This window comes from Streptomyces sp. NPDC050264 (assembly GCF_040655895.1).
GTDB lineage: Bacteria > Actinomycetota > Actinomycetes > Streptomycetales > Streptomycetaceae > Streptomyces.
This window is the reverse complement of the sequence record NZ_JBFAKV010000003.1, coordinates 211,877-232,176: the sequence shown is the minus strand read 5'-3', so window position 1 is coordinate 232,176 and position 20,300 is coordinate 211,877. Positions and strand designations below refer to the sequence as shown.

Below are 20,300 nucleotides of genomic sequence, written 5' to 3'. Positions count from 1 at the left end.
CTGCGTTGTGGGGCGTGGATGTGACTGCGGGTAAAGGGAGTTGAGGCGTACGGTGGAGACACCGCCAGAGGGTTGTCCAGGGTCGGAGTGCCGCCTGGAATGCCGTCCCTTTCATCCCGTAATGTGGCTTTCGTCGTCGGCCAGGAAACTGGCCCAATGGCTCGTGGGGAAGGGATCCCGGGACTTTGATGGACTCGATGGAACGCACCGTCGTCCGCTGTGCCGAAGGGCACGTGTTCAGCACCGCTTCGTTCCCGATGCAGCAGGCGGACCGTCTCGGTCCCAGTCGGCTCATTCGGTGTCCGCGCTGTGCTCGACTGCGACATGCCGTTCCTGTGGGACCTGGGGAGCGGTAAAAGAAGTAAGAGCACGTGAAGCGCGCGGGGCCGCCGATTGTGGTGGGCCCGCGCGCTCTGCGTATCCTCGCTACGTGCTTCTCTCAGACAAGGACATCCGGGCCGAGATCGACGCCGGGCGGGTCCGGATCGATCCCTACGACGAATCCATGGTGCAGCCGTCGAGCATCGACGTACGACTCGACCGCTACTTCCGGGTGTTCGAGAATCACAAGTACCCGCACATCGACCCGAGTGTGGAGCAGGCCGACCTCACGCGGCTCGTGGAGCCGGAGGGCGACGAGCCGTTCATCCTGCACCCGGGTGAGTTCGTGCTCGCGTCGACGTACGAGGTCATCGGGCTGCCGGACGATCTCGCGTCGCGGCTCGAGGGAAAGAGTTCGCTGGGGCGGCTGGGGCTTGTCACGCACTCCACCGCCGGGTTCATCGACCCGGGGTTCAACGGCCACGTGACGCTGGAGCTGTCGAATCTCGCCACGCTCCCCATCAAGCTGTGGCCCGGCATGAAGATCGGGCAGCTGTGCATGTTCCGGCTGTCCTCGCCCGCCGAGTTCCCGTACGGGAGCGAGCGGTACGGGTCGCGTTACCAAGGGCAGCGCGGTCCCACCGCCTCCCGTTCCTTCCTCAATTTCCATCGGACACAGGTGTGAGCAGCAGCGACATGAGTGACGTGCGCGAGAACCTTACGTACGAGAAGTTCGGCGTCGCCGTGCGCGAACTCGCCCAGACCATCGCCGACGACGGCTACGAGCCCGACGTCGTGCTGAGCATCGCGCGGGGCGGGGTGTTCGTGGCCGGCGGGCTCGCGTACGCCCTCGACTGCAAGAACATCCACCTGGTGAACGTCGAGTTCTACACGGGGGTGGGGACGACGCTGGAGATGCCCGTCATGCTCGCTCCCGTCCCCAACGCCATCGACTTCAGCGACAAGAAGGTGCTCATCACCGACGACGTCGCCGACACCGGCAAGACGCTGAAGCTCGTGCACGACTTCTGCCTCGACACGGTGGCCGAGGTGCGGTCCGCCGTCGTCTATGAGAAGTCCCACTCGCTCGTGAAGTGCGAGTACGTGTGGAAGCGGACCGATGACTGGATCAACTTCCCGTGGAGTGTCGAGGAGCCTGTCGTGAAGCGGGCCGGGCAGGTGCTCGACGCCTGAGCGGCGGGCAGTAGCTGCCGTATGTACGTGAAGGAGGGGCCCCTCGGGGCCCCTCCTTCACGTATCGGGACCGCAGGGTCAGAACGTGCCCAGCTTGATGATCGACAGCAGGGCGGCCAGCTGGATCGCCGAGGCCGCGAGGGCCTTCGGCCACGGCAGGTCGTGCGACTTGGCGACCATGGTGGTGAGCAGGGCGCCCGCGGCCAGCCAGGTCGCCCAGCCGAGGAGTTGTACGAAGCCCTCGTCGCCGCCGAGGAACATGCCGACGATCAGGCGCGGGGTGTCCGTGAGGGACGCGATCAGCATGGACAGGCCGACCGTGGGCTGCCAGGCGCCGTTGCCGCCGAGCTGGCGGGCCAGGGTGTGGGTGACCACGCCGAGCACGAAGAAGCTGAGCGTGATCGCGATGCCCGTGGTCAGGACGTAGGGGATCGCCGAGGAGAGCGTGGCGTTGATCACGTCCTCGCGCGCGCCGTCGAAACCGAAGATCGCCAGCAGGCCGTAGAGGAACGTGACGACGAGGGCCGGGCCCCACATCGCGTAGTCGCGCATCTGGAGGTAGGTGGGGGCGGGGCGCAGGATGACCCCGCTGAGCAGCTGCTTCCAGTGCAGGCGGGGGCCGACGGGGCCCGGGGCCGCGCCCGCCTGGTAGACGGCGCCCTGGGTGTACGCGTCCTCGTTCACCGAGAACGCCTGGGTGTGGCCCGGGTTGTTCGCCGCGTAGGGGTCGTAGCCGCCCTGCGGGGGCGGGGGCGTGCCGGGGTCACCGAAGTACTCCGGCTCACCGTGCCCGTTCCCGTGCCCGCTGCCGTTCTGGGGCCACTGCTGCTGTCCCCCGTAGTACTGCGGTTGCCCTTGGGGCTGACCCTGAGGTCGCCCCTGCGGCGCTTCGCGGTTGTCCCGGCCGCGTCCGTTCCTGAATCCAGCCACGCGTCGAACGTACCTGGTTTCGCCGGGCGGGTGGCCGGGCCCGGGGGGTCGGGCCCGGCATTGCGGCTGACCTGTGACATCCCTTACGGGGCGGACCCTTAGGGGGACCGCAGGACGCGCGGGTGCTGTCGCGTACCCGCGTACGTCAGTTGGCCGCGTTGGCGCCGAACTCCGGGTAGTCGGCCGTCGGTACGCCGGCCGCCGTCGCGGAGATGCCGCGCGAGCCGGTCGTGGTGATCTTCGTGCCGTCGGACGGCAGGTAGGTCAGCGCGCCGTTGCCGTCGTTCTCGCCGAAGGCGCCGACGGTGAGGTCGGACTTGCCGTCCTTGTTGACGTCGGTGAGCTTGACCTCGCCGCCGAAGTAGTCGTACGCCTCGTCGTCGCCGGGGACGCCGGGCGTGGACTGGGCGAGGAACTGGGCGCCGGACGCGGTGTCGATGCCGTTCGCCGAGCCGTAGAGGACCGTGACGGAACCGGCGTTGACGACGGAGGGGCTGCCCAGGTTCTCGCCGGACGCGCCCGCGACCAGGTCCTGGAAGCCGTCGCCGTTGATGTCGCCGAGGGAGACCTCGCCGCCGAAGAAGTCGCCGCGCTCGGAGGAGCCGGGGACGTTGCCGGTGTTCTGGGTGACGTTGACGCCCGCGGCGGGGCCGGAGGGCGAGCCGTAGAGGATGTGGACCTGGCCACCGGTGACGGACTCGGGCACGGACGGCTCCGAGGCGCCGGACTTGGCCGGGTCCCAGTCCTGGCCGGTGACGATGTCGCCGTAGCCGTCGCCGTTGATGTCGCCGATGCCGGTGATGACGCCGCGCTTGAGCTGCTTGGCGCCGCTCGTGGTCAGGCCGGAGGCGGAGCCGGGGACGTAGTAGTTGGTGTTCCAGCCGTACTCGCCGTCGTTCTCGTAGCCGTTGACGACGAGGTCGGTCTTGTCGTCGCCGTTGACGTCACCGGCGACGAGGTTGATCGGGCCCGCGTCGCCGCCGCTCATGATGTTCGGCTTCACGGTGTAACGGCCGCCCGCCGTACCGGACTTGGAGATCCCGCCCTTGTAGACGTAGAGGGTGCTGGTGGACGAGCCGATGGCCAGGTCCTCGACGCCGTCGGCGTCGAAGTCGCCCGCGGCGAGGGTCCGGCCCCAGCGGTCGTGGGAGGAGACGGCCGGGTCGGCGATGGTGGTGCCGCCGGACAGGCCGGACGCCGAGCCCCACAGGATGGCGACGGTGCCGCCGTTGACGTCGGTGCCGACCTTCTCGTGCTCGGCGGCGACGGCCAGGTCGTCGTAGCCGTCGTGGTTGAAGTCGCCGTAGGCGCTGACCCAGCCGAAGTAGTCGCCCGCTTCGGCGCTGCCCGGAACGCCGGAGGTGTTCTGGCTGATGGTGGCCCGCTTGGTGGAGGTGATGCCGGTCGCCGAGCCGTACAGGGCGACGATCTCACCGGCCTGCTTCTGCCCGGCGACGGTGGCGAAGCCGGCGGCGAACGCGACGTCCCCGTAGCCGTCCCCGTTGAAGTCCGCCTCGTGGTGCGTGACGGAGTCGGCCGCCCCTGCCGTACCGGCGGACACGGCGAGAAGACCGCCGGTCAGCGCCGCGGCCACCGCCGTCGCCGTGGCGAGGCGGAGGCGGGCGCCGGAGGAGGCGGAGAAGCGTCTGTGCTTGAGCATGCGGTGGGCTCCTGCGGTCGTGAGTGTGAAGTGTGAGGGAGGTGCGAGAGGTGGCTCTGCGATGTGTGACGGGGGCGTCCCCGGGTCAGTCCGTGAGGCCCGATCCGAAGGCGGGGGTGCCCGCCGTGGAGACGCCGACGGTGGACGGGCCGTAGCTGACGGCGCCGCTCGTCGTGATGCCGGAGGAGCGGCCCTTGAGGTACCAGAGGGCGCCGTTGCCCGCGTTCTCGTGCTGGGCGCCGACGAACAGGTCGGCGTGGCCGTCGGCGTTCACGTCGGTGAGGGAGACGGCCCAGCCGAAGCGGTCGAGGTCGTCGTTGGTGTCAGGGACACCCGACGTGTTCTGGTGGACGACCTGGATGCCGGATGTGGCGAGGCCGGCCGGGGCGCCCTTGAGGACGAGGACCTGGCCCGTGGTCGCGGCGGCGCCGATGGACTCGTCGGAGGAGCCGACCGCCACGTCGGCGTACCCGTCGCCGTCGATGTCCCCGACCGAGACGGCACCGCCGAACGCGTCCTCGTACTCGTCGGCGCCCGGGACCCCGGCCGTGCCCTGGTCCACGTGCTGGTCGGGGTCGGCGGAGATGCCGTCGGCGCCACCGCGGTAGAGGCTCACGCTGCCGCCGCCCTCGGGTGAGTCGTTGAGGTCGTACGGGTCGCCGAAGACGAAGTCGTCGTAGCCGTCGCCGGTGACGTCGCCGAAGGCGAAGCCGCGGCGGTCCGACTGGTCCCCGTCGTTCAGCGTGGCCGCGAGGGCGAGTCCGTCCGGGCCGCTCTGGTACACGAAGCCGGTGAACATGCCGCCGACGGCGAGATCCGCGGTGCCGTCGCCGTTCACGTCGCCGGCCGCCAGGTCGTAGACCCCGTGGCCGTTGCCCTGAACCGCGGTGCTCCGGGTCGAAGTTCCGCCTGTGGAGCCCGACTTGGTGAAGGGGCCCTTGCGGATCGTCACGGAGGTGGCGCTGCTGCCCACGGCCAGGTCGGTGTCGCCGTCGCCGTCGAAGTCACCGGCGGCCAGGGCCTGGCCGTAACCGTCGTGCGAGGAGGGGGACGGATCGGAGACGGTGGTGGCGCTGCCGAGGCCGCTCGCCGAGCCCCACACGAGGGCGACCGTGCCGCCGTCGGCGTCGGAGCCGACGTCCTCTCCCCGGGCGCCCACGGCGAGGTCGGTGTACCCGTCGCGGTTGAAGTCGCCGGTGGCGACGGCATCGCCGAAGACATCGTTCTTCTCCGCCGCGCCGGGCACACCGGAGGTGTTCTGGCTGATCACCTTGCGGTGGCTCGTGCCGACGCCGGAGGCGGAGCCGTACAGGACGACCACGGCGCCCGCGCGGCTCGCGGAGCCGACGGTGGCGGCCGGGGCCGTGGAGACCAGGTCGGCGTACCCGTCGCCGTTGAAGTCCGTGGCGGGGCGTTCGGTGGCGGTGGCCGCGGAGACCGGAGCGACGGACGCGACGAGCAGGCCCCCGGTCAGCGCGGCCGCGGCCGCCGTCGCCGTGGCGAGGCGGATGCGGGCCGGGGACGGGGCGGGGGTGCGTCTGTGCTGGGGCATGCGGTGGGCTCCTGCGGCGGGAAGGGGATGTCTGGCGGACATCCGCGTCGATGAGGTGCCGTTCCGCGGGCGTTTGCCGGGAGTTGTCCCGGACATGACCCGTCGGTTGGCGAACAGGAGACTCGTTGGGGGGTGCAAGGGTTGTACGGGATCGGAGAGTAATCAGCAGCGGGAGAGGGGGATTTGGACTCTTGGGGCGTGTGGGGTGTGCGGGGTGCGAGGCGTCAGCTGAACTCGGTCGTCGAGAAGCTGAGCGCGGGCCGCTTCGTCACCAGGCCCGCGGCGCGCGCGCCCCGTAGCACCACGACCGTGTCCTTGCCGTCCCCCGCCCCCGCCCCGGAGGTGCGCTGGAGCACCACGTCGTCGCGGCCGTCGCCGTCGAAGTCCGCGACCGCCACGACCCGGCCCGCGCCGAGCGTCCCGGGCACGATCCGGGAGCCGTCGCGCACCAGACGTACGGTCGCGCCGCCCGAGACGACCAGGTCGGTGCGGCCGTCGCCGTCGAGGTCGCCGGCGTCGAGCGCGGTGCCGGCGACCTTCAGGGCGGCGCCCGTTGCCGTGCGCAGCCCCGACGTGGTCAGCACGGCGGCGCCCCGCGTCTTCGCGGCGCCGAACCGGCCGAACGCCACGTCCGAGCCCGCCGGGTAGGCCGCGCCGGGCCGGTCCGGGCCCTGCGGACCGCCGAGGACGAGGGCCGAACGGGCGGTGCCGTTGTGGGCGCGGACCAGGACGTCGTCGGTCCCGTCGCCGTCGAGGTCGGCGGCCGGGCCCGCCGGGACGTTGCCCGCGGCCTGCGCGACGCGGGGTGTGCCGCGCGCGGCGCCGGTGCGGGTGAACGGGCCCGGCAGGAAGGTCAGTCGGCCGTCGCTCGCGTGCACCACGAGGTCGTTCGTGCCGTCGCCGTCGAAGTCGCCGCACACCGGCTGGTCAGGCCAATCATTGCCGAAACGTGCCTGCGCGGGGATGCGCAGCTTGACGCCCTTGCCGGAGATGCCGGTGGGCGAGCCGAAGAGGATCTGCAGCGGGACGGGCGGCTGCCCCTGCCCGTCGTAGGGCGGGTCCGTCGACACGACGAGGTCCGCGAACCCGTCCCGGTCGAGATCGCACGTCGCCTCGGAGCCGAACGCCGCCGGGACCTGCCCCTTCGTCGGCGCCGCGTACTTCGCGGGCGACAGCAACTGCCGTGTCCCCGCGTCGAGTCCATGCCCCTTGCGCCCGTACACGATGCCGATCCCGGCGTCGTCGCCGAGCCCCTCGTGCGCCAGCTCGTCGAGTACGAGGTCGGGGGCGCCGTCACCGTTGAAATCGGACGGCACCTTGCTGCCGGCGCCGCGGGGGACGGGCCGGGCCGCGCTCTTCTCCTTGCCCGCCATGGCCACCGGGTGATGGGAGGCGGTGGCGTCGCTGCCGCCCGTGCCGCCGCAGGCGGTGAGCGCGGCGGACAGCGTTCCGGCGAGCAACAGTGCGCCCGTCGCTCCGCCGCGGCAGCCGTGTCTGCGTGTGCCCGTCATCCGCGATGCCCCGCCCCGCCGTGTACCGGCCGTGTGTGTCGTGAGAGTCCGTCCGCTTCATGATGCCGACGGGACGAGGGCTCGTTAAGGGGCGGGGAGTGCCGGGTTGGTCACGTTCGGTGTCACCGGGCTGAAGCGCGCCCGATGCCTCACCGGGCCCAAGCGCACTCGGTGCGCGACCGGGCTCAGGCGCGCTCGGTGCGTCGCCGGGCTCAGGCGCACTTGGTACGTCATAGGGCTGAAGCGCGCGCTGGGTACGACACCGGGCCCAGGCGTGCTCGGTGCGTCGCCGGACCGAAGCACCACTCGGTGCGTCGCCGGGCTCAGGCGTGCTCGGTGCGTCGCCGGGGCAGGCGCACTTGGTACGTCGTAGGGCTGAAGCGCGCGCTGGGTACGACGCCGGGCTCAGGCGTGCTCGGTGCGTCGCCGGGCTGAAGCGCGCTGGGTGCGACACCGGGCTCAGGCGTGCTCGGTGCGTCGCCGGGCCCAGGCGCACCCGACGCGTCGCCGGGCTGAAGCGCGCTCGGTGCGTCGCCGGGACCAGGCCCACTCGGGCGCGGCCCCGGCCGAAACGCACGAAGGGCGCCCCTGCCGGTAAGCACGGGGCGCCCCAAGTGGCGTACTGGGCGGGCTACTTCACGGGTTCAGGCTCCGGCGCGTCCGTCGGTTCCGCCTCGCCCGCCGGGTCGGCCGGGGTCTTGACGGAGTCGAGCAGCAGCTGGGCCACGTCCACGACCTGGACGGACTCCTTGGCCTTGCCGTCGTTCTTCTTGCCGTTGACCGAGTCGGTCAGCATGACGAGGCAGAACGGGCAGGCGGTGGAGACGATGTCGGGGTTCAACGACAGCGCCTCATCAACACGTTCGTTGTTGATGCGCTTGCCGATCCGCTCCTCCATCCACATCCGCGCGCCGCCGGCGCCGCAGCAGAAGCCGCGCTCCTTGTGGCGGTGCATTTCCTCGTTGCGCAGACCGGGGACCTTGCCGATGATCTCGCGCGGCGGGGAGTAGATCTTGTTGTGGCGGCCCAGGTAGCACGGGTCGTGGTACGTGATGAGGCCCTCGACCGGGGTGACCGGGACGAGCTTGCCGTCGTCGACGAGGTGCTGCAGCAGCTGCGTGTGGTGGATGACCTCGTAGTCGCCGCCGAGCTGCGGGTACTCGTTGCCGATCGTGTTCAGGCAGTGCGGGCAGGTCGCGACGATCTTCTTCGCCGTCTTCGGCTTGGCCGACTCGGGCGTGACCTTGCCGTCGTCGTCGAGCTCCTCGCCGAACGCCATGTTCAGCGCCATGACGTTCTCCTGGCCGAGCTGCTGGAACAGCGGCTCGTTGCCGAGGCGGCGGGCGGAGTCACCGGTGCACTTCTCGTCGCCGCCCATGATCGCGAACTTGACGCCCGCGATGTGCAGCAGCTCGGCGAAGGCCTTGGTGGTCTTCTTGGCCCGGTCCTCCAGCGAACCGGCGCAGCCGACCCAGTAGAGGTACTCGACCTCGGTGAGGTCCTCGATGTCCTTGCCGACGACCGGCACCTCGAAGTCGAGCTCGCCCAGCCAGGCCAGGCGCTGCTTCTTCGCCAGGCCCCAGGGGTTGCCCTTCTTCTCCAGGTTCTTGAGCATCGTGCCCGCCTCGGACGGGAACGCGCTCTCGATCATCACCTGGTAGCGGCGCATGTCGACGATGTGGTCGATGTGCTCGATGTCGACCGGGCACTGCTCGACGCAGGCGCCGCAGGTGGTGCAGGACCACAGGACGTCCGGGTCGATGACGCCGTTCTCTTCGAGGGTGCCGATCAGCGGGCGCTCGGCCTCGGCGACGGCCGCCGCCGGGACGTCCTTGAGCTGCTCCTCGGTGGCCTTCTCGTTGCCCTCCATGTCCTTGCCGCCACCGGCGAGCAGGTACGGCGCCTTGGCGTGCGCGTGGTCGCGCAGCGACATGATGAGGAGCTTGGGGGAGAGCGGCTTGCCGGTGTTCCAGGCGGGGCACTGCGACTGGCAGCGGCCGCACTCGGTGCAGGTGGAGAAGTCGAGCAGGCCCTTCCAGGAGAACTGCTCGACCTGGGAGACACCGAAGACGGCGTCCTCGGCCGGGTCCTCCCAGTCGATCGCCTCGCCCTTCGAGGTCATCGGGAGCAGCGCGCCCAGCGACGTGTCGCCGTCGGCGTTGCGCTTGAACCAGATGTTGGGGAACGCGAGGAAGCGGTGCCAGGCGACGCCCATGTCGGTCTTCAGGGCGACCGTGATCATCCAGATGAACGAGGTCGCGATCTTCAGGCCGGCGAAGAAGTAGGTGAGGTTCTGGAGCGTGGAGACGTCCATGCCCTCGAGCCAGTTGATCACCGGGTACGAGATGAAGAACGAGGCCTCGTAGCTGTCCACGTGGTGCTGGGCGCCTTCGAGGGCGTGCAGCATGAAGATGCAGACGCCGACGATGAGGATGACGGCCTCGACGAAGTACGCCTGGCCGAAGTTGGAGCCGGCGAAGCGGGACTTGCGGCCCGGCTTGTCCGGCCGGCTCAGCTGGCGGATCACGATCAGGACGGCGATGCCGAGGATCGTCATCGTGCCGATGAACTCGACGAAGATGTTGTACGGCGCCCATTCGCCGATGACCGGCAGCAGCCAGTCGGCCTGGAACAGCTGGCCGATGGCGTTGACGATCGTCAGCAGCAGCGAGAAGAAGCCCACCGCCACGAACCAGTGCGCGACACCGACGATGCCCCAGCGGTTCATCCGGGTGTGGCCGAGGAACTCCTTGGCCACAGTGACGGTGCGCCGGCCGGGCTCGTCGGTGCGGGTGCCCGCGGGCACGTTCTGGCCGAGCCGCATGAAGTTGTAGATCTGCAGGAGGGCGCGGGCGAACAGGGCCACGCCGACCACGATCAGAACCAGCGACACGATGATCGCGGCGAGTTGCATTTGGGGGCTCCTCGGGCCTGCGAGGTGGTCTCTTCGTTGACGTACTAGTGATTACTAAGCGGTAACTTATGCAGTCCGTTTGAGACTACCCACTTACGCGATCGCAATGTAGTCGCCCGGGTCGTGATCTGCGTCGCTGAGGGTGCCCTCGCCAAAGCAGATCGTGTTATTCACGCCATATTTGGACATAACGGAATAGCTTATGTAGGGCTCCGGACGGGCGTGCCCCACCGGTGTCACCCCGATACCCGCCGGTGTCACCCCGATACCGCAACTCACCGAGGGGCCCACACGATGACCGCACCCCTGACGTACCTGGTCACCGGAGGCGCGGGCTTCATCGGCTCGCACCTGACCGACGCGCTGCTCGCCCGGGGCCACACCGTCGTCGTCCTCGACGACCTGTCCACCGGCCGCCGCGACCACCTCGCCGCCGCCTGGCCCGACCCGGGACTGCGCTTCGTGCGCGGCTCGGCCCGCGACACGCGCCTGCTCGACGAGCTGACCGGCCGCTGCGACGCGGTGGTCCACCTGGCCGCGGGCAGCGACACCCGCCTCGCCGTGGGAACCGGCCGGACCACCGCCGTCCGCTTCTCCGACACCGTCGGGCCGCGCCAGTCGCCCGCCTCCGGCACCCTCCTGCCGCGCCTCGCCGCACAGGCCGTCGCCGGGCAGCCGCTCACCGTCCACGGGGACGGCGCCGAGCGCCGGGCCCTCACGCACGTCACGGATGTCGTCGACGCGCTGGTCCGGCTGCTCGACCACCCGGGCGCGAGCGGCGCGGCCTTCGACATCGGCGGCGCCGAGGAGATCACCGTCGGAGCTCTGGCGGCCCTCGTCGCGGAGCGCTCCGGCTCCGGTGCACCGGTGCGCTTCCTCCCGTACGAGGATTACGAGGATTACGAGGATGAGGGCGCCGGCGACCACGGCTTCCCCGATCCGTGCAGGCTCCGCGAAGCCACCGGCTGGGAACCCGCGCTCGGGATCACGGACATCGTCGACGCGGCCCTCTCCGACGCGGCCCTCTGCGAAGCGGGCCCGGCGCTGTGCGCGCCCGTCGCCGCGGCGCGGGTCTGAGCGTGCTGTACGGGATCGCCGCCGCGGCGACCGCGCTGCTGCTCGCCGCCGCACTGACCGCGGCGCTGCGGGCCCTGGCGCTGCGCACCTCGTTCGGCATCGGACCCGCCGGGCGCACGGCGCGCGGCCGGACCGTGCCGCACCTCGGCGGGGTCGCCGTGGCCGGCGCCACCGGCCTCGTCGCGGGGACGGGGGCCGTCACCGGATTCGTCCCGCTGGGCTCCACCACGGGCACCCTGCTGCTCGCGGCGGGCGCCGTCGCCCTGCTCGGGTTCCTCCACGACCTGCGGCCGATGGGGGCGCGGGCGCAGGTCATCGTGGAGGCGGGGGCGGCCAGTGTGGTGGTGCACGGCACCCAACTCGGCTTCAGCACCGGTGCGTTGGCGGTGCTGTGGATCGTGTTCGTGACGAACGCCTTCAAGCTCCTCGACCACTCCGACGGGGCGATGGGCGTGGTGGCCGTCGTCACCGCGCTCGGCCTGTGCGTGAGCGCGGGAGCGGAGGGGCTCGGCTCCCTCGCCGTCCTCCTCGGCCTGCTCGCCGCCTCGCTCGCAGGATTCCTGGTGCACAACTGGCATCCGGCCCGGGTCGTCCTGGGCGGCTGCGGCTCGTTGTTCACCGGCTTCCTCGTGGCGTGCGCGGCCCTGCTCGCGCACGCCGGGCACCAGGCCCCCGCGTCCCCGGCCGCGCTGTTCGCGGTCACCGTCGTGGCGAGCGCCGACACGGTGCTGATCGTGGTGTCGCGGCGCCGGGCCGGGCGCGGGGTGCTGCGCGGCGGCCCGGACCACATCGCGCACCGCCTGCGCCGGCTCGGGATCACCGTGCCCGGGGTGGCGGTGGTGCTCGGTGCCGCCGCCGGGCTCGGCGCGGCCACCGGGGTGCTGCTGCACCGCGGGGCCGTAGGGGCGTCGGTCGTGTGGTGGCTGGGCGGGGCGGCGCTGGTGGCGGTGGTGCTGCTGCTGCGGGTGCCGGTCTACGGGGGACGCAGACGGGCGCGGGCGGCGCGGGTCGAAACGGTCGACCTGGTGCGGGCCGACGCCTGACGTGGACGGAGCCCGGGCCGGCCCCGTCCACGTGAACGCCACGTACAGGTCCACGTACACGCAAGGGAGCAGACGCATGACGAGCCTCGGCCGGATGCGGGAGCTGGTGCGGCAACTCGCCCACCGTGAGATCGACCTGGTGCTGGACGCCGGCGGGCAGGACGGCGCCTTCGGGCGGGCGCTGCGGCGCCGCGGCTACCGGGGGCGGATCGTCTCCTTCGAGCCGTTCGGCGGAGCCCGCGCCCCCGTGCGCAGGGTCGCCGCCCGCGACGTGGACTGGCACGTGCTGCCGTACGCGCTCGGCGACCGGGACCGCGCGTGGGTGCGGCGCCTGGACGGGGTGTGGGAGGACGTGGTGGCGCCCGGGGAACGGGTGCTGCTACAGGTCGACTCGGCGCCTGAACTGCCTCAGGTGCTCGCCGGGGCCGGGGAGTTCGGCCGCGACCTGGCCCTCGTACGGTCCGGTGTGTCGCACGGGGCGGTGCTCGCGTGAGGATCGCGCTCGTGCACGCTTTCCACGGCCCGGCCGTGCTCGGCGGCGAGAACGAGGCCGTCCTCGACCAGGCCGCCGCCCTCGGCCGCGCCGGCCACGAGGTGCGCCTCGTCGCCACCCGCACCGACGGCCTGCGGAACCCGCCCTGGTACGCGGCCCGTTGCGCGTTCACCGTCGCCACCGGGCACGGCCGCAGCCCGCTGCCCGCGCTGTGCGCCTTCGCGCCGGACGTGGTCCACGTGCACAACCTGTTCCCCGACTTCGGCCGCTCCTGGGCCGCCGAGTGGACCCGCCCCCTGGTGGCGACCCTGCACAACTACCGCCCGCTGTGCGCGGCGGCCGACCTGTACCGGGACGGCGCGCCGTGCACCCGCTGCGTGGACGGCGACCGGTGGGCGGGGGTGCGGCACGGGTGCTACCGCGGCTCGCGGCTCGCCACGCTGCCGCTCGCGTGGGCCTCCCGCGGCGGGGTCAGGGAGGACCCGCTGCTGCGGCGCGCCGATCGCGTGGTCGTCCTCTCGGAGCTGAGCCGGGACACGTACGCGCGGGCCGGTCTGCCGGCCGAGCGGCTCGCCGTGGTACCCAACTTCGTTCCGGTGGCGCGGAGTTCGGCCGCTGCGGAGACGCACGACGACGGGCACGTCTGGGTCTTCGACGGCCGGCTCACCTCGGAGGAGGGCATCCTCGACCTGCTGCGCCGCTGGCCCGCGGGACAACGCCTGGACGTCGTCGGCGAGGGCCCGCTGGAGCGCGCGTGCCGGGCGGCGGCGCCCGCGTCCGTGCGGTTCCTCGGCACCGTCGAGCGCACCGCGCTGCGCCGCACGCTGTCCGGCTACCGTGGGCTCGTGCTGCCCGGCCGCCGGCCGGAGGGCGCGCTGCCCCCCGGCTACCTGGAGGCCCTGGCGGCGGGGCTCCCCGTGCTCGCCTTCGAGGGGTCGGCCGCGCCGCGTGCCGTACGCGCCGACGGCACCGGCACCGTCACCGCCTGGGACGCCCCGCTGCCCGCGGCGCTGGCCGCCGCCGAGCGGATCTTCCCCACGCTGCGCGAGCACTGCCGCGGGATCTACGCGAAGCGGTACGGGGAGGCGGTGTGGGTCGAACGGTCCGAGGAGCTGTACGACTCCGTCGTCCGGTCCGCGGAAGGGGCCTCGCATGGCACCGCGTGATGTTCTCCGCCGACCGCGGCTCTTCTTCAGGAAGCTGCTCACGCGCCGCTGGATGCGCTGGAGCACCCTGGGCGCCGGGGCGCTCCTGGTGGCCGCCGTCTGTGCGGGCGGTCTCGCGTACGCGCTCCTGAACGGCAACATCCGCACCGACTCGGACGCCGACCGGGCCCTCGACGCCGACCACGGAAAGCGGCCCGTGGCGCTGCGGCCCGGCGCGCGGAACATCCTGGTCATGGGCTCGGACATCGAGGCGACCAAGGACAGCCAGCGCTCCGACACGACGATGCTGCTGCACCTGTCCGCGGACCGGAAGCGGGCCGCGCTCGTGAGCGTGCCGCGCGATCTGATGGTGGACATCCCGGCCTGCCGGCTGCCGGACGGGGAGCGCAGCGAGCCGGAGTACGCGCAGTTCAACTGGGCCTTCGAGCGCGGGGGCGCGGCCTGCGCGGTCCGCACCTTCGAGGATCTGAGCGGTGTCCGCGTCGACCACCATCTGGTCCTGGACTTCACCGGGTTCAAGAAGGTCGTGAACGCGCTCGGCGGCGTGGACGTCGAGGTGCACGAGCGGATGCGGGTGCCCCACGGCAAAGTCGTCCTGCACAAGGGCGAGCAGCACCTCAACGGCGCCCAGGCCCTGGTCTTCGTGCGCGGCCGCACGGGCGTCGGAGACGGCAGCGACCTGCAACGCATCGAGCGCCAGAAGGAGTTCGTGCGCGAGCTGATGGCCAAGGTCCGGGGTGCGGGGCTGCTCGACCACACGACGCGCCTGTACCCGGTCCTGCACGCGGTGACCTCCTCGCTCACCGCCGACAAGGGCCTCGACTCGCTGAGCGAGCTGTACGGGCTGGCGGAGGGCGCGGCGAAGGTGCCGGACGGCCGTACGGCCATGGTCACCGTGCCGAGCGTGGAGCACCCCGACTACTGGGGGCGCTACATGCCGGTCGAGGACCAGACGGACAAGCTGTTCGAGGCGCTGCGCCAGGACAGGGCACTGCCGAAGCGCCTCTACAACGCGTACGACCCGGCCAACGACGAGCTCTGACGGCGGGCCACCGGAACCTTCACGGGGTGGCGCGGCTGGCCGCGAGGGCGCGTGCCACGGTCACCACGTACGGCGACACCATCAGCACCGGGGCCCGCACCCCCGTATGCCGCCAGCAGTACACCCACCACTGCCACACCGGCAGTTCGGGCTGCGAGGCCCTGCGCCGCAGCGCCTCGCGTACCCCGATGCCGGGTTCGCGGGAGCCGCGCCGCACCGGTTCGGCCGGGCCGTCGCCGACGTGGTGCGGGGCGACGTACGCGGCGACGCCCGCGTGCCGGGCCCGGAAGCCGTGGTCGTGGTCGCCCATGCCGTGCCGGAAGACCTTGTCGATGTCGCCGACCCGCTCGCGTACGGCCCAGGGGAGCAGGACCACGTGGCCGTCGTACGTGTCGCAGGGCTCGGGCCCGTCGGCCGGTTCGACGAGGGCGAGGGCGCGGCCGTGCCGGCGGCGCCCCGAGTGGGTGGTGACACCGCGGTGCCGGACGGCGCCCACGACGACCGCCTGATCGTCGAGTTCCCGGGATACGCCCAGGAGCCGGGCCACCGCGTCCGGGGCGAGCCGGACGCCGTCGTGCAGCCACAGCTGGTGCGTGGGTTCGGGGCTGCCCGCCGCGCGGCTGTTGCGGCTGGCGAGGCGCATGCCGTGCCCCCAGTAGACGTCGGACCCCACGACCGTCACCTGGACGTCGGGGTGGGCGCGGCGCACCGTCCGTGCGGTGCCGTCCGTCGAGCCCGCGTCGACCAGATGGACCCGTATCCGGGTGCCGGGCGGCAGGCCGCGCTGCGTGGCCAGGGTGTCGAGAGTGGCGAGTGTGGTGACTCGGCGGTTGTGGCCGGTCATCAGAACGGCTACCCGGGGCGGCTCCACGGGGGCTCCTTCCGTCGTACGGGCCGCTGACAGCTTCGTAAAAGAGGCTGGTCAGGGCTGGTGTCCGAGAGGACTGCCCATAAGCGCAGGATAAAAGTTGAGTGTGGTGGACTCATGTCTGTTGACGGGGAGGGGGGTGGTGTTGCAGTCTTGAGTCAGTTCCACTCAAGTATCAGCTGGAGGAATCGAAATGGCACGTGCGGTCGGCATCGACCTGGGCACGACTAACTCCGTCGTCAGCGTTCTCGAAGGCGGCGAGCCCACCGTCATCACCAACGCCGAGGGCGCCAGGACCACGCCGTCCGTCGTCGCCTTCGCCAAGAACGGCGAGGTGCTCGTCGGCGAGGTCGCCAAGCGCCAGGCGGTCACGAACGTGGACCGGACCATCCGCTCCGTCAAGCGCCACATGGGCACTGACTGGAAGGTCAACCTGGATGGCAAGGACTTCAACCCGCAGCAGATGAGCGCCTTCATCCTGCAGAAGCTGAAGCGCGACGCGGAGTCCTACCTGGGCGAGAAGGTGACCGACGCGGTCATCACCGTCCCGGCGTACTTCAACGACTCGGAGCGCCAGGCGACGAAGGAGGCCGGCGAGATCGCGGGCCTGAACGTCCTGCGCATCGTGAACGAGCCGACGGCCGCCGCCCTGGCGTACGGCCTCGACAAGGACGACCAGACGATCCTCGTCTTCGACCTCGGTGGCGGCACCTTCGACGTGTCCCTCCTGGAGATCGGCGACGGCGTCGTCGAGGTGAAGGCCACGAACGGCGACAACCACCTCGGTGGTGACGACTGGGACCAGCGCGTCGTCGACTACCTGGTCAAGCAGTTCAACAACGGCCACGGCGTGGACCTCGCCAAGGACAAGATGGCGCTCCAGCGCCTGCGCGAGGCCGCCGAGAAGGCGAAGATCGAGCTCTCGTCCTCGACCGAGACCACGATCAACCTGCCCTACATCACGGCGTCCGCCGAGGGCCCGCTGCACCTGGACGAGAAGCTCACGCGCGCCCAGTTCCAGCAGCTCACGTCCGACCTTCTGGAGCGCTGCAAGACGCCGTTCCACAACGTCATCAAGGACGCGGGCATCCAGCTCTCCGAGATCGACCACGTCGTTCTCGTCGGTGGCTCGACCCGTATGCCGGCCGTCGCCGAGCTCGTCAAGGAGCTGACCGGCGGCAACGAGGCCAACAAGGGCGTGAACCCGGACGAGGTCGTCGCCATCGGCGCCGCCCTGCAGGCCGGTGTCCTCAAGGGCGAGGTCAAGGACGTCCTGCTCCTCGACGTCACCCCGCTCTCCCTCGGCATCGAGACCAAGGGAGGGATCATGACCAAGCTCATCGAGCGCAACACCACGATCCCGACCAAGCGGTCCGAGATCTTCACGACGGCCGAGGACAACCAGCCGTCCGTGCAGATCCAGGTCTACCAGGGCGAGCGCGAGATCGCGGCGTACAACAAGAAGCTCGGAATGTTCGAGCTGACCGGTCTGCCGCCGGCCCCGCGCGGTGTCCCGCAGATCGAGGTCGCCTTCGACATCGACGCCAACGGCATCATGCACGTCACGGCCAAGGACCTCGGCACGGGCAAGGAGCAGAAGATGACCGTCACCGGTGGCTCCTCGCTGCCGAAGGACGAGGTCAACCGGATGCGCGAAGAGGCCGAGAAGTACGCGGAGGAGGACCACGCCCGCCGCGAGGCCGCCGAGTCGCGCAACCAGGGCGAGCAGCTCGTCTACCAGACGGAGAAGTTCCTCGCCGACAACGCCGACAAGGTCCCCGGTGACGTCAAGACCGAGGTCGAGGAAGCCGTCACCGAGCTGAAGGAAAAGCTCAAGGGCGACGACTCGGCCGAGATCCGCACCGCCACCGAGAAGGTCGCCGCCGTCTCGCAGAAGCTGGGCCAGGCCATGTACGCCGACGCCCAGGGCGCGCAGGCCGCCGGCGCCGAGGGTGCCGCGCCCGGCGCCGAGTCGCCGAACATGTCCAAGGACGACGACGTCGTCGACGCCGAGATCGTCGACGACGAGAAGCCCGACGCGAAGGGCGGCGCCGCCTGATGACAGAGGAGACCCCGGGTCTCGGCGGCGAGAACGCCGAGCAGCCCGACGTCCCCTCCGGCGCCACCCCCGATGACGCCGCGCCGCAGGCCGCCGAGGACTCCGCCCAGGAGTCCCCGGCGTCCCCGGCCGGGGACGCAAGCAAGGTATCCGCGCAGGACGTGGGCCTGACGGCCCAGCTGGACCAGGTGCGCACCGCGCTCAACGAGCGCACCGCGGACCTCCAGCGCCTGCAGGCCGAGTACCAGAACTACCGGCGCCGTGTGGAGCGGGACCGGGTCACGGTCAAGGAGATCGCGGTCGCGAGCCTCCTGACCGAGCTGCTCCCGATCCTCGACGACGTGGGCCGGGCCCGTGAGCACGGCGAGCTCGTCGGCGGCTTCAAGTCCGTCGCGGAATCGCTGGAGACGGTCTCGGCCAAGCTGGGACTCCAGCAGTTCGGCAAGGAGGGCGAGCCCTTCGACCCGACGATCCACGAGGCCCTGATGCACTCGTACGCGCCGGACGTCACCGAGACGACCTGCGTGGCGATCCTGCAGCCCGGCTACCGGATCGGCGAGCGGACCATCCGTCCCGCGCGCGTGGCGGTGGCCGAGCCGCAGCCCGGCGCGCAGGCGGGCACGTCCGACGCCGCCGACGCCCCCGAGGCGGACGCGGAGAAGGAGAGCGGTGGCCCGGACGAGGGCTGACGTCATCCGCGTGACAACCGATGTGAGTGAGGAGGGACGTCGAGGCCGATGAGCACCAAGGACTTCATCGAGAAGGACTACTACAAGGTCCTCGGCGTCCCCAAGGACGCCACCGACGCCGAGATCAAGAAGGCGTACCGCAAGCTCGCCCGGGAGAACCACCCCGACGCCAACAAGGGCAACGAGAAGGCGGAGGAGCGCTTCAAGGAGATCTCGGAGGCGAACGACGTCCTCGGGGACCCCAAGAAGCGCAAGGAGTACGACGAGGCGCGCGCCCTGTTCGGCAACGGCGGGTTCCGTCCGGGACCCGGCGGGGGCGGCGGCGGCACGTTCAACTTCGACCTGGGCGACCTCTTCGGAGGCGGCGCCCAGGGCCAGAGCCAGGGGCAGGGCGGCTCCGGCGGGTTCGGCGGCGGCATCGGCGATGTCTTCGGCGGCCTGTTCAACCGGGGCGGCGCCGGCGCGGGCACCCGTGTCCAGCCGCGCCGCGGCCAGGACATCGAGTCCGAGGTGTCGCTCAGCTTCACCGAGGCCGTGGACGGCGCGACGGTTCCCCTGCGCATGTCGTCCCAGTCCCCCTGCAAGGCGTGCTCCGGCACCGGCGACAAGAACGGCACACCGCGCGTGTGCCCGACCTGCGTCGGCACCGGGCAGGTCTCGCGCGGCGGCGGTGGCGGCTTCTCCCTCACCGACCCGTGCGTGGACTGCAAGGGCCGCGGCCTGATCGCCGAGACCCCCTGCGACGTCTGCAAGGGCTCGGGCCGTGCCAAGTCGTCCCGCACCATGCAGGTCCGCATCCCGGCCGGTGTCTCGGACGGGCAGCGCATCCGCCTGCGCGGCAAGGGCGCTCCCGGTGAACGGGGCGGTCCCGCGGGCGACTTGTACGTAGTGGTCCACGTCGACACGCACCCCGTCTTCGGCCGCAAGGGCGACAACCTCACGGTGACCGTGCCCGTCACGTTCACCGAGGCGACGCTCGGCGGCGAGGTCAAGGTGCCCACGCTCGGCGGCCCGTCCGTCACCCTGAAGCTGCCCCCGGGCACGCCGAACGGGCGGACGATGCGGGCCCGCGGCAAGGGCGCCGTCCGCAAGGACGGCACGCGTGGCGACCTCCTGGTGACGGTCGAGGTGGCCGTCCCCAAGGAGGAGGACCTGACCGACGAGGCCCGTTCGGCCCTCGAGTCGTTCCGCAAGGCGACTGAGGACACCGATGTGCGGGCAGAACTGTTTCAGGCCGCGAAGGGAGCTTGAGCGAGATGGACGGCCGGCGTCGCACCAACCCGTACGAACTCACCGAAGAAACCCCGGTGTACGTCATTTCGGTGGCGGCCCAGCTATCCGGCCTGCATCCGCAGACCCTTCGCCAGTACGACCGCCTCGGCCTGGTCTCGCCCGACCGCACGGCCGGGCGTGGCCGGCGCTACTCGGCCCGCGACATCGAACTGCTGCGCACCGTCCAGCAGTTGTCGCAGGACGAGGGCATCAACCTCGCCGGCATCAAACGCATCATCGAGCTGGAGAACCAGGTAGCGGCACTCCAGTCCCGCGTGGCGGAACTCTCCGCCGCCGTGGAGGGAGCCGCCGCGACCATGCAGCAACGTGAGGCGGCGGTACACGCCTCGTACCGCCGCGACCTGGTCCCGTACCAGGAGGTGCAGCACACCAGCGCGCTGGTGGTGTGGCGGCCCAAGCGGTCGCAGGACTGACCCGTACTGATCCGTACTGATCCGTGCTGATGGGGCCCCGGAGGTGAGTCGATCACCGCCGGGGCCCCATCACGT

The 20,300-nt window shown here is 71.3% G+C and carries 17 protein-coding genes; 11 read left to right on the top strand and 6 right to left on the bottom strand.

The features are described from left to right. Positions 1-430: 430 nt before the first annotated feature. Both dcd and AB0J02_RS06225 read left to right on the top strand, forming a co-directional pair. Positions 431-1,006, top strand: coding sequence for a dCTP deaminase (dcd, locus tag AB0J02_RS06230; protein ID WP_363192394.1), 576 nt, complete (start codon positions 431-433; stop codon positions 1,004-1,006). An 11-nt stretch (positions 1,007-1,017) separates the two neighbouring features. Beyond that, complete coding sequence (locus AB0J02_RS06225; protein WP_363192393.1) at positions 1,018-1,515, top strand: phosphoribosyltransferase; 498 nt, start codon at positions 1,018-1,020, stop codon at positions 1,513-1,515. 78 nt (positions 1,516-1,593) lie between these two features. Here AB0J02_RS06225 and AB0J02_RS06220 read toward each other — a convergent pair whose 3' ends face one another. From AB0J02_RS06220 to AB0J02_RS06200, 5 genes are all read right to left on the bottom strand, one after another. After that, entirely contained in the window at positions 1,594-2,445 is an 852-nt protein-coding gene (locus AB0J02_RS06220) for a Yip1 family protein (RefSeq protein ID WP_363192392.1), read from the bottom strand. 145 nt (positions 2,446-2,590) lie between these two features. Next, a complete protein-coding gene (locus AB0J02_RS06215; RefSeq protein ID WP_363192391.1) occupies positions 2,591-4,105 on the bottom strand; it encodes an FG-GAP and VCBS repeat-containing protein in 1,515 nt (504 codons plus the stop codon). Positions 4,106-4,190: 85 nt separating this feature from the next. Next, positions 4,191-5,657, bottom strand: a complete 1,467-nt coding sequence (locus AB0J02_RS06210; RefSeq protein ID WP_363192390.1) for an FG-GAP-like repeat-containing protein — start codon at positions 5,655-5,657, stop codon at positions 4,191-4,193. 224 nt (positions 5,658-5,881) lie between these two features. Beyond that, complete coding sequence (locus AB0J02_RS06205) at positions 5,882-7,168, bottom strand: VCBS repeat-containing protein (RefSeq protein WP_363192389.1); 1,287 nt, start codon at positions 7,166-7,168, stop codon at positions 5,882-5,884. Between the two features lie 631 nt (positions 7,169-7,799). Beyond that, positions 7,800-10,082 (bottom strand): (Fe-S)-binding protein, encoded by a 2,283-nt coding sequence (locus AB0J02_RS06200; protein WP_363192388.1) that lies wholly within the window; start codon positions 10,080-10,082, stop codon positions 7,800-7,802. A 294-nt stretch (positions 10,083-10,376) separates the two neighbouring features. Here AB0J02_RS06200 and AB0J02_RS06195 point away from each other — a divergent pair, with 294 nt between their 5' ends. The 5 genes from AB0J02_RS06195 to AB0J02_RS06175 all read left to right on the top strand — a co-directional run bounded on the left by AB0J02_RS06195 (position 10,377) and on the right by AB0J02_RS06175 (position 14,903). After that, the gene (locus AB0J02_RS06195) at positions 10,377-11,159 is read left to right on the top strand and encodes an NAD-dependent epimerase/dehydratase family protein (RefSeq protein ID WP_363192387.1); all 783 of its coding nucleotides are present in this window, start codon (positions 10,377-10,379) and stop codon (positions 11,157-11,159) included. Next, a complete protein-coding gene (locus AB0J02_RS06190; protein WP_363192386.1) occupies positions 11,129-12,202 on the top strand; it encodes an MraY family glycosyltransferase in 1,074 nt (357 codons plus the stop codon). The genes AB0J02_RS06195 and AB0J02_RS06190 overlap by 31 nt, the downstream gene beginning before the upstream one ends. Positions 12,203-12,278: 76 nt before the next feature. Next, on the top strand, positions 12,279-12,695 hold the full coding sequence (locus AB0J02_RS06185) for a hypothetical protein (protein WP_363192385.1): 417 nt from the start codon (positions 12,279-12,281) through the stop codon (positions 12,693-12,695). An 11-nt stretch (positions 12,696-12,706) separates the two neighbouring features. Further along, complete coding sequence (locus AB0J02_RS06180) at positions 12,707-13,861, top strand: glycosyltransferase family 4 protein (protein WP_363192384.1); 1,155 nt, start codon at positions 12,707-12,709, stop codon at positions 13,859-13,861. Beyond that, positions 13,848-14,903 (top strand): LCP family protein, encoded by a 1,056-nt coding sequence (locus AB0J02_RS06175; protein ID WP_363192383.1) that lies wholly within the window; start codon positions 13,848-13,850, stop codon positions 14,901-14,903. Before AB0J02_RS06180 ends, AB0J02_RS06175 begins: the two co-directional genes overlap by 14 nt. Before the next feature lie 19 nt (positions 14,904-14,922). Here the strand turns inward: AB0J02_RS06175 and AB0J02_RS06170 are convergent, their stop codons facing one another. Further along, entirely contained in the window at positions 14,923-15,747 is an 825-nt protein-coding gene (locus AB0J02_RS06170; protein ID WP_363192619.1) for a glycosyltransferase, read from the bottom strand. A 217-nt stretch (positions 15,748-15,964) separates the two neighbouring features. Here AB0J02_RS06170 and dnaK point away from each other — a divergent pair, with 217 nt between their 5' ends. Genes dnaK through AB0J02_RS06150 form a run of 4 tightly spaced genes read left to right on the top strand, consistent with a single transcriptional unit; the run spans position 15,965 to position 20,225 of the window. Then, complete coding sequence (gene dnaK / locus AB0J02_RS06165; protein ID WP_363192382.1) at positions 15,965-17,830, top strand: molecular chaperone DnaK; 1,866 nt, start codon at positions 15,965-15,967, stop codon at positions 17,828-17,830. After that, complete coding sequence (gene grpE / locus AB0J02_RS06160; RefSeq protein ID WP_363192381.1) at positions 17,830-18,519, top strand: nucleotide exchange factor GrpE; 690 nt, start codon at positions 17,830-17,832, stop codon at positions 18,517-18,519. Before dnaK ends, grpE begins: the two co-directional genes overlap by 1 nt. Before the next feature lie 48 nt (positions 18,520-18,567). Continuing rightward, entirely contained in the window at positions 18,568-19,770 is a 1,203-nt protein-coding gene (gene dnaJ / locus AB0J02_RS06155; protein WP_363192380.1) for a molecular chaperone DnaJ, read from the top strand. 5 nt (positions 19,771-19,775) lie between these two features. Then, complete coding sequence (locus AB0J02_RS06150; RefSeq protein WP_363192379.1) at positions 19,776-20,225, top strand: helix-turn-helix domain-containing protein; 450 nt, start codon at positions 19,776-19,778, stop codon at positions 20,223-20,225. Positions 20,226-20,300 lie beyond the last annotated feature (75 nt).